Origin of the sequence: Longimicrobium sp., assembly GCF_035474595.1 — a bacterium.
Classification (GTDB): domain Bacteria; phylum Gemmatimonadota; class Gemmatimonadetes; order Longimicrobiales; family Longimicrobiaceae; genus Longimicrobium.
Genome location: NZ_DATIND010000141.1, coordinates 20778 through 27099, shown reverse-complemented (window position 1 = coordinate 27099; position 6322 = coordinate 20778). Strand labels below are relative to the sequence as shown.

At 70.9% G+C, this 6322-nt stretch carries 6 protein-coding genes and 1 pseudogene; 2 read left to right on the top strand and 5 right to left on the bottom strand.

Going from position 1 to position 6322, the window contains the following annotated elements; all coding sequences use genetic code 11:
• Positions 1-659, bottom strand: a pseudogene (locus VLK66_RS24365) (radical SAM protein); the annotation flags it as partial.
• A 403-nt stretch (positions 660-1062) separates the two neighbouring features.
• Between VLK66_RS24365 and VLK66_RS24360 the strand changes: the two are divergent.
• Entirely contained in the window at positions 1063-2523 is a 1461-nt protein-coding gene (locus tag VLK66_RS24360) for a pitrilysin family protein (protein ID WP_325312103.1), read from the top strand.
• The gene (locus VLK66_RS24355) at positions 2523-3968 is read left to right on the top strand and encodes a pitrilysin family protein (protein ID WP_325312102.1); all 1446 of its coding nucleotides are present in this window, start codon (positions 2523-2525) and stop codon (positions 3966-3968) included. Before VLK66_RS24360 ends, VLK66_RS24355 begins: the two co-directional genes overlap by 1 nt.
• A gap of 336 nt (positions 3969-4304) precedes the next feature.
• Here the strand turns inward: VLK66_RS24355 and VLK66_RS24350 are convergent, their stop codons facing one another.
• The 4 genes from VLK66_RS24350 to VLK66_RS24335 form a co-directional block, all read right to left on the bottom strand.
• The gene (locus VLK66_RS24350; protein ID WP_325312101.1) at positions 4305-4526 is read right to left on the bottom strand and encodes a hypothetical protein; all 222 of its coding nucleotides are present in this window, start codon (positions 4524-4526) and stop codon (positions 4305-4307) included.
• Positions 4527-4615: 89 nt separating this feature from the next.
• Positions 4616-5047, bottom strand: coding sequence for a VOC family protein (locus VLK66_RS24345; protein ID WP_325312100.1), 432 nt, complete (start codon positions 5045-5047; stop codon positions 4616-4618).
• 126 nt (positions 5048-5173) lie between these two features.
• Positions 5174-5917, bottom strand: coding sequence for a hypothetical protein (locus tag VLK66_RS24340; protein ID WP_325312099.1), 744 nt, complete (start codon positions 5915-5917; stop codon positions 5174-5176).
• A gap of 7 nt (positions 5918-5924) precedes the next feature.
• Positions 5925-6131: a hypothetical protein gene (locus VLK66_RS24335; protein ID WP_325312098.1), complete on the bottom strand. Its 207-nt coding sequence runs from the start codon at positions 6129-6131 to the stop codon at positions 5925-5927.
• Between the last annotated feature and the right edge of the window lie 191 nt (positions 6132-6322).

Below are 6322 nucleotides of genomic sequence, written 5' to 3'. Positions count from 1 at the left end.
ACGGAGCGGGGAAGGTCCAGCTCCTGGAAGAAGCGCAGGTCGTCCTTCAGCCCTTCGTACTCCAGCGGCTGGTAGGGGACCACGGCGTCGATGCAGAAGCTGCACTTGTACGGGCACCCCAGGCTTCCCAGCAGCGGCACCAGCTTCAGCACCTTCGCCCGGTCCATCGACGGCTTGAGGAACTTCCAACGCTGGCGCAGCCCGGGGAGCTCGTGCGGCTGCGCGGCGGCGGTGAGGTGCACCCCCAGCGGCCGGTGCAGCGAGCAGTCGCGCAGGATGTCGCGGAGCAGCTCCCGGTCGCAGAAGCCCACCACGTAGTCGAAGTACTTGCGCGCGTCCTCGGGATAGGAGCGGGAGTGGGGACCGCCGAGCACCGTGACCGTCCCGGCGGCGCGGTACATCGAGCTGAAGGCGTAGGCGAGGAGCGCGGCCTGCGAGAAGGCGTTGATGAACACCAGGTCCAGCTCGTCCGGCAGCCCGCCGGCCAGCAGCTCGGGGCCGGAGTAGTAGGCGATGTGGACCTCGTGCCCTTCTTCCTGGCACCACACCCCGACCACCTGGGGCATGATGCTGGTGTTGTTGGCCCGCATCAGCCGCGAGTAGCCGTTGCGGGGAGGCTCCTTCCCCAGCAGGTCGATGATCCCGATACGCACGCGCATCCCTCCGGTCGTGGGTTCCGGCAGCTACGCTCCGCACAACACCCTAAAACGTTTCCCCGCCGCCTCCAAGCAAATCGTTCATCCCCGTCCCCCGACCGAAGCCTCACGCGGAGACGCGGAGTCGCGGAGGCGCATGCCCCGCCACCTCCGCGTCTCCGCGTCTCCGCGTGAGATCCCGCGATGCCGGAGAACGCGCGACGAAGCGGGAGATCGCGCTTCTTGACCGTAAGAAGCGGGATTGCTAAAACGTTACCACAGTCACGCCGTCCAGCTCCGATGAATGCGCATCTCCATGCGTTTCCGACCCGAAGGCAACGCTCCGCGCGTCCGCCGGGCTCGAAGCGTGCGGCGGCATCCCCCATCTTCCGTCCCCATCGCCCACCCCTTGAACCCCGGAATGCCCATGACGCGAACGGCCCGGTCCACGCAGCGCGCGCTGCTCGCCGCCTGCCTGCTGTACGGAGGCGCGGCGCAGGCGCAAACCGGCGCGAGGCCACAACCCGCGCCCGACGTGCCCACCCTGCCGCTGGTGCGCTACACCCTGCCCAACGGGATGACGGCGCTGCTCAGCGAGGACCACTCGGCGCCGGTGGTGGCGCTCACGGTGTGGTACCACGTGGGGTCCAAGAACGAGAAGCCCGGCCGCACCGGCTTCGCGCACCTGTTCGAGCACATGATGTTCGAGGGGAGCGAGAACATCGGCACCGGCGAGCACCGCCGCATGATCCAGTCGCTGGGCGGCATCTTCAACGGCAGCACCACCGAAGACCGCACCAACTACTTCGAGATGCTCCCCAGCAACCAGCTGGAGACGGCCATCTGGATGGAGAGCGACCGCATGGCCACGCTGCTGACGCGGCTGAACCAGGAGCGGCTGGACGCCGAGCGCGAGATCGTGAAGAACGAGCGCCGGCTGCGCGTGGACAACCAGCCCTTCGGCGTGAGCGACGAGGTGACCATCGCCGCGCTGTATCCCTCGCAGAACCCGTATTCGTGGCCGGTGATCGGGTCGATGGGCGACCTGTCGGCGGCGTCGCTCGAGGACGTGCGCGACTTCTTCCGCACCTACTACTCGCCCGGCAACGCCACCATCTCCATCAGCGGCGACATCGACGTGGCGCGCACGCGCGAGTTGCTGGACCGCTACTTCGGCACGATCCCGCGCGGGCCCGCCATCGAGCGCCCGCGCGTCGCTCCGACCACGCTGGCCGCCGAGAAGCGGCTGGTGCTGGAGGACTCGCGCGCGCGGCTGCCGCAGCTGCAGATCACCTGGCCCACCGTGGGGCGCCACTCGCCGGACGTGTACGCGCTGCGGTCGCTGGGCACGCTGCTCACGCTGGACCGCACCAGCCGCCTGCGCAGGGTGCTGGTGTACGACCGGCAACTGGCCACGCAGGTGTTCGCCCGGCAGAACGACAACGAGGACGACGGCTACTTCCAGATCTTCGTGACCCCGCGCCCCAACGCGTCGCTCACCGAGATCGAGGGGGTGATCGACAGCATCGTGGCCGCGGTGCAGACGGCGCCGCTGGCCGCCGCCGAGGTGCAGCGGGTGAAGAACTACACCATCGTCGGGAACATCACCGGCCTGCAGCAGCGACTTGCCCGCGCGGAAACCCTGGCCGAAGGGCAGGTGTTCGACGGCGACCCGCTTTCCTACCGCACCGAGATCGCCCGCCAGCAGGCGGTAACGCCGGCCGACGTGCAGCGCGTGGCGCGCCGCTACCTGGGGCGCGGCCGCGTGGTGCTGAGCATGGTGCCCGCCGGCAAGCTGGACCAGGTGAGCAGGCCCTCGCTCCCCTTCACCAACGTGACCCCCGCCGCCGCCGCGGCGCCCGCCACCTCCGCCCCGGGGAGCAACTGATGACGACCCGCACGACGCGCGCGGCGCGCCTGGCCTGCGTGGCGGCGGTCCTCTCCGGGACCGCGGCCGCCGGTGCACACGCGCAGACGCCGCTCGACCGCTCGAAGCGCCCCGTGGCGCCCGCCGCCGCGCCCTTCCGCCTGCCCGCGGTGGAGATGCGCACGCTCCGCAACGGCATTCCCGTGGCCGTGATCCAGAATCACCAGCTCCCCATCGTGGCCGTGCGCACGGTGATCGACGCGGGCGCGCTGCTGGAGCCGGCCGACCGCGCCGGGCTGGCGGGGCTGGTGGGGCAGATGCTGGCCGAGGGGACCACCACGCGCACCGCCGACCAGCTGGCCGAGGCCTTCGCCGACCTGGGCACGCAGGTGACGCCGCAGGGCTTCACCACCATCACGCCGAACCTGGACCGGTCGCTGGAGCTGCTGGGCGACATGCTCATGCACCCGGCCTTCCCCGACTCGGCGCTGGCGCGCAACAAGGCCAACACGGTGGCCAACCTGCGCCGCCTGCGCGAGCAGCCGGGGTTCCTGGCCGACCACCTGTTCAACTCCGTCCTCTTCGGCGCGCAGCACCCGTACGCGCGGGTGGCCACCGACCAGACGGTGGGCGCCATCACCCGCGCCGACCTGGTGGCCTTCCACTCGGACTGGTACCGGCCGCAGAACGTGAAGCTGGTGGTGGTCGGCGACATCACCCCGGACGCGGCGGTGGCGCGGCTGGAGCGGGTGTTCGGCGCCTGGCCCGCGGGGGGGAAGACGGCGCGCTACGACCTGCCCGCGCCGCGGCCGGCGGGGGCCACCACCATCTACCTGCTGGACCGCCCCAACTCGCCGCAGAGCACGGTCTACATCGGCCAGGTGGGCCCCTCGCGCGACACGCCCGACTACTTCGCGCTGGAGGCGATGAACATCGCGTACGGCGGCGTCAGCGGGGCGCGGCTGAACTCGAACCTGCGCGAGCGGCACGCGTTCACCTACGGCGCCAACTCGGTCCTGCAGTGGCGCCGCCCGCCGCAGGTGAGCTCCATCCGCGGCTCGTCCGACATCGTGGCCGCGAAGACCGACAGCGCGATCGCCGAGTGGCTGGGCGAGCTGCGCGGCATCCGCGGCGAGCGCGCCATCACCGCGCAGGAGCTGGCGTTCGCCAAGAACAACCGCACCGCGTCGCTGCCGCTGCGCTTCGAGACGGTCACGCAGGTGGCGGGCGCCGTGGCCGACCTGCTGCAGAACGGCATCCCCACCGACTTCTACAACAGCTACGCCCAGAACATCGAGCGGCTGGGCGGCACCGACCTTACCTCCGTGGCCGCGAAGTACCTGGACCCGCAGAAGTCGGTGATCGTGGTGGTGGGCGACCGCAAGGTGGTGGAGCCGGGGCTGCGCGCGCTCGGCATGCCGCTGGTGGTCGTGGACGAGAACGGCAACCCCGTCGCGTCGAGCTGAGGCCGGGCGGAAGATGGAGATGACGAAGCGGGGCCGCGCTGGATGCGCGGCCCCGCGTCCGGTCTACCGAATCCGGGAATTCAGTTCGTACATCCTCGGCGCACCAACTGGACGTCATCCTGAGGCCGGCCACGCCATAACCAGTATCTACACAAGAGGTTGCAGGCCGAAGGATCTATCATCTCCGCAGCACGTGATTCGGCGAGGTGCGCTGATTCTTCCGCCGGATTTGTATTAGAAGACCGGTTCACGCAGAGAAGCGGAGAATCAGAGAACCCTCTCTGCTCCTCCGCTTTTCTGCGTAACCCCATCGTTTCCTCTGGTGCTGCCGCCGCGCTACTCCTCGCCCGCGCGCCTGCGCTCGAACCAGGACGCGACGGTTCCGAAGACGAGGCCGACCGCGATCCCGCCGATCGTCGCAGTCTTCCCCGGCGGCAGCAGCGCGGCGGAGGTGAACTGCAGCCCGGCGACGACCACGGCCGCGATGGCGAGCGTCGCGAGCGTGAGCCAGCGGTCGCGGGAGATCGGGCCACGCGAGCGAAGGTGGGGCAGGTACATCGGTGGAAGCTCCTCGGGGAGAAACGGATGGGTGGCGGGGATTACTACGCCGGTGCGGCCGCCCGGTTTCACCCGGAACGTCGCGCATATCAGAGCTCGGTTTCTTCCGGCGCGTCGGTGGGGCTCTCGAAGAAGATGCGGAAGCCGTCCGGGTCCTCGATCGGCACCACCCACATCCCGTTGCCCACGAACGGCTTCCGCGCGGCCGCGATGCCGCGGGCGGTGAGCTCGCGGTGGATCGCCAGGGCGTCGCTGCAGATGAAGTAGACCGAAACGCCCTCGCCCGCCTTGCCAGCCGACGTGCGGCCAGCGGGGCTCCCGGGCCGGCGCTCCTGCAGCATCAGCGCGGCCCCGCCGAGCTGGAGCCAGCACCAGCGGAGCCTGCCCTCGTCGATCCACCGGCGCGTCACCTCGAAGCCCAATCCGGCGGCGTAGAACCGGAGCGACGCGTCCATGTCGGTCACGTCGAAGAACGGCACCGCCTGCTGGACGTTGGCATCTCCCATGATGGCTGGATTCATGTTTCGCGAGCTCCTTCCGGCATCCGGTTTCGCGGGGTCTTCGATCATCGATGGGAGAAGCGGTGATCCCGGTGCGCCGGCCATCTCCGGAACTCGCGAGATGAACCGGAAGACGCGCGGACGGGCCTACTCGCTGAACTCGGCGCCGCGGAGCGGAAACACCCCGTGCAGGGGGATCAGCGCCTCGCCGATCACGGTCCGCATCCAGCTCAGCGCCGACAGGTTCGTGGGGTCCACGTCGTCGACGATGACGGTGCGGATGGGGCCGCTCTCCGCGCGCCAGGTGTGTCCGGAGCCGCCGGTGAGCCGCGCCGTGGCGGGGATGTGGACGCGGCCGAGGAGCCCTTCCAGCACCTGGCGCTCCGGCGCCGCGCCGCGGAAGCGGATGCGCAGCCGCACCTGGCGCTCCCCGGCCGGGGTACCGCCCAGCACGCGGAAGTAGCCGCGCACGGGGAAGGGAAGCGCGCGCAGCCACGCGGCCTCCGCGCGCACCTGCCGCCTCCCCACGATCCACCGCGCGGGGAAGTAGCCGGCGACCACCAGCAGGATCAGCGCGAGCCCCGGCAGCGAGCCGCGCTCCCCGGCGAACAGGAGCAGCCCCGTCCCCGCAACCACCGCGGCGCTGGCGATCGTCAGCAGCGGCGGCGCAGACCGGCGCGGCGAATCCAGCAGCGCGTTGCGGATGTTGGCGCGCCCCAGCCGCTCCACCTCGCGCCGCTCCCGCCGCTCGATGCGGCGCGCCTCGGCCTTCTCCTCCGCGAGCGCCGCCGCCTGCCGCGCGCGCCCCTCGTCCGCCAGCGCGGCCAGGTGGCGCTCGGCGGCGCGCTCCGGGTGCGACGGATCGGCCGGCTCGTCCGTCGGTAGGGTCACGTCGGGGTCAGGGCTGGCGGGATGATTCCGCGGCGCCGGCACCCGCGCGCCGCAGCACCCACATCGCCCACACACACAGCGCCGCGGAGGCCAGGGTGATGGCGACGTAGAACGGGTCCGCTGCGAGCCGCGGGTTCTCGCCGGCGATGCGCAGCAGGTGCGCGACCGTGAGCAGCCCGAACACCACGCCGGTGGTGATGACGTACGCCTTCATCGCGTCTCCGGATGTGCGTGGAGCGGCGGAGGATTCCGCGGGGGCCCGGCTCCGCATCGGGCGGCGCGCGCTTCAGCCGGCCGCCCGCCCGGCGTCATCACGCGGAACTGCCTGTTCCGCGGCGGAGATCCGGTTCACCTCGTCGAAAATGCCCACCAATTGCTTTGGGGTGGCTTCAGGCGAAGGCCGGG

Bases quoted from the DNA above. Each gene is read 5' to 3' on its own strand.
- VLK66_RS24335 (WP_325312098.1), bottom strand. From the start codon at position 6,131: ATGAAGGCGTACGTCATCACCACCGGCGTGGTGTTCGGGCTGCTCACG.
- VLK66_RS24355 (WP_325312102.1), top strand. From the start codon at position 2,523: ATGACGACCCGCACGACGCGCGCGGCGCGCCTGGCCTGCGTGGCGGCG.
- VLK66_RS24350 (WP_325312101.1), bottom strand. From the start codon at position 4,526: ATGTACCTGCCCCACCTTCGCTCGCGTGGCCCGATCTCCCGCGACCGC.
- VLK66_RS24360 (WP_325312103.1), top strand. From the start codon at position 1,063: ATGACGCGAACGGCCCGGTCCACGCAGCGCGCGCTGCTCGCCGCCTGC.
- VLK66_RS24345 (WP_325312100.1), bottom strand. From the start codon at position 5,047: ATGAATCCAGCCATCATGGGAGATGCCAACGTCCAGCAGGCGGTGCCG.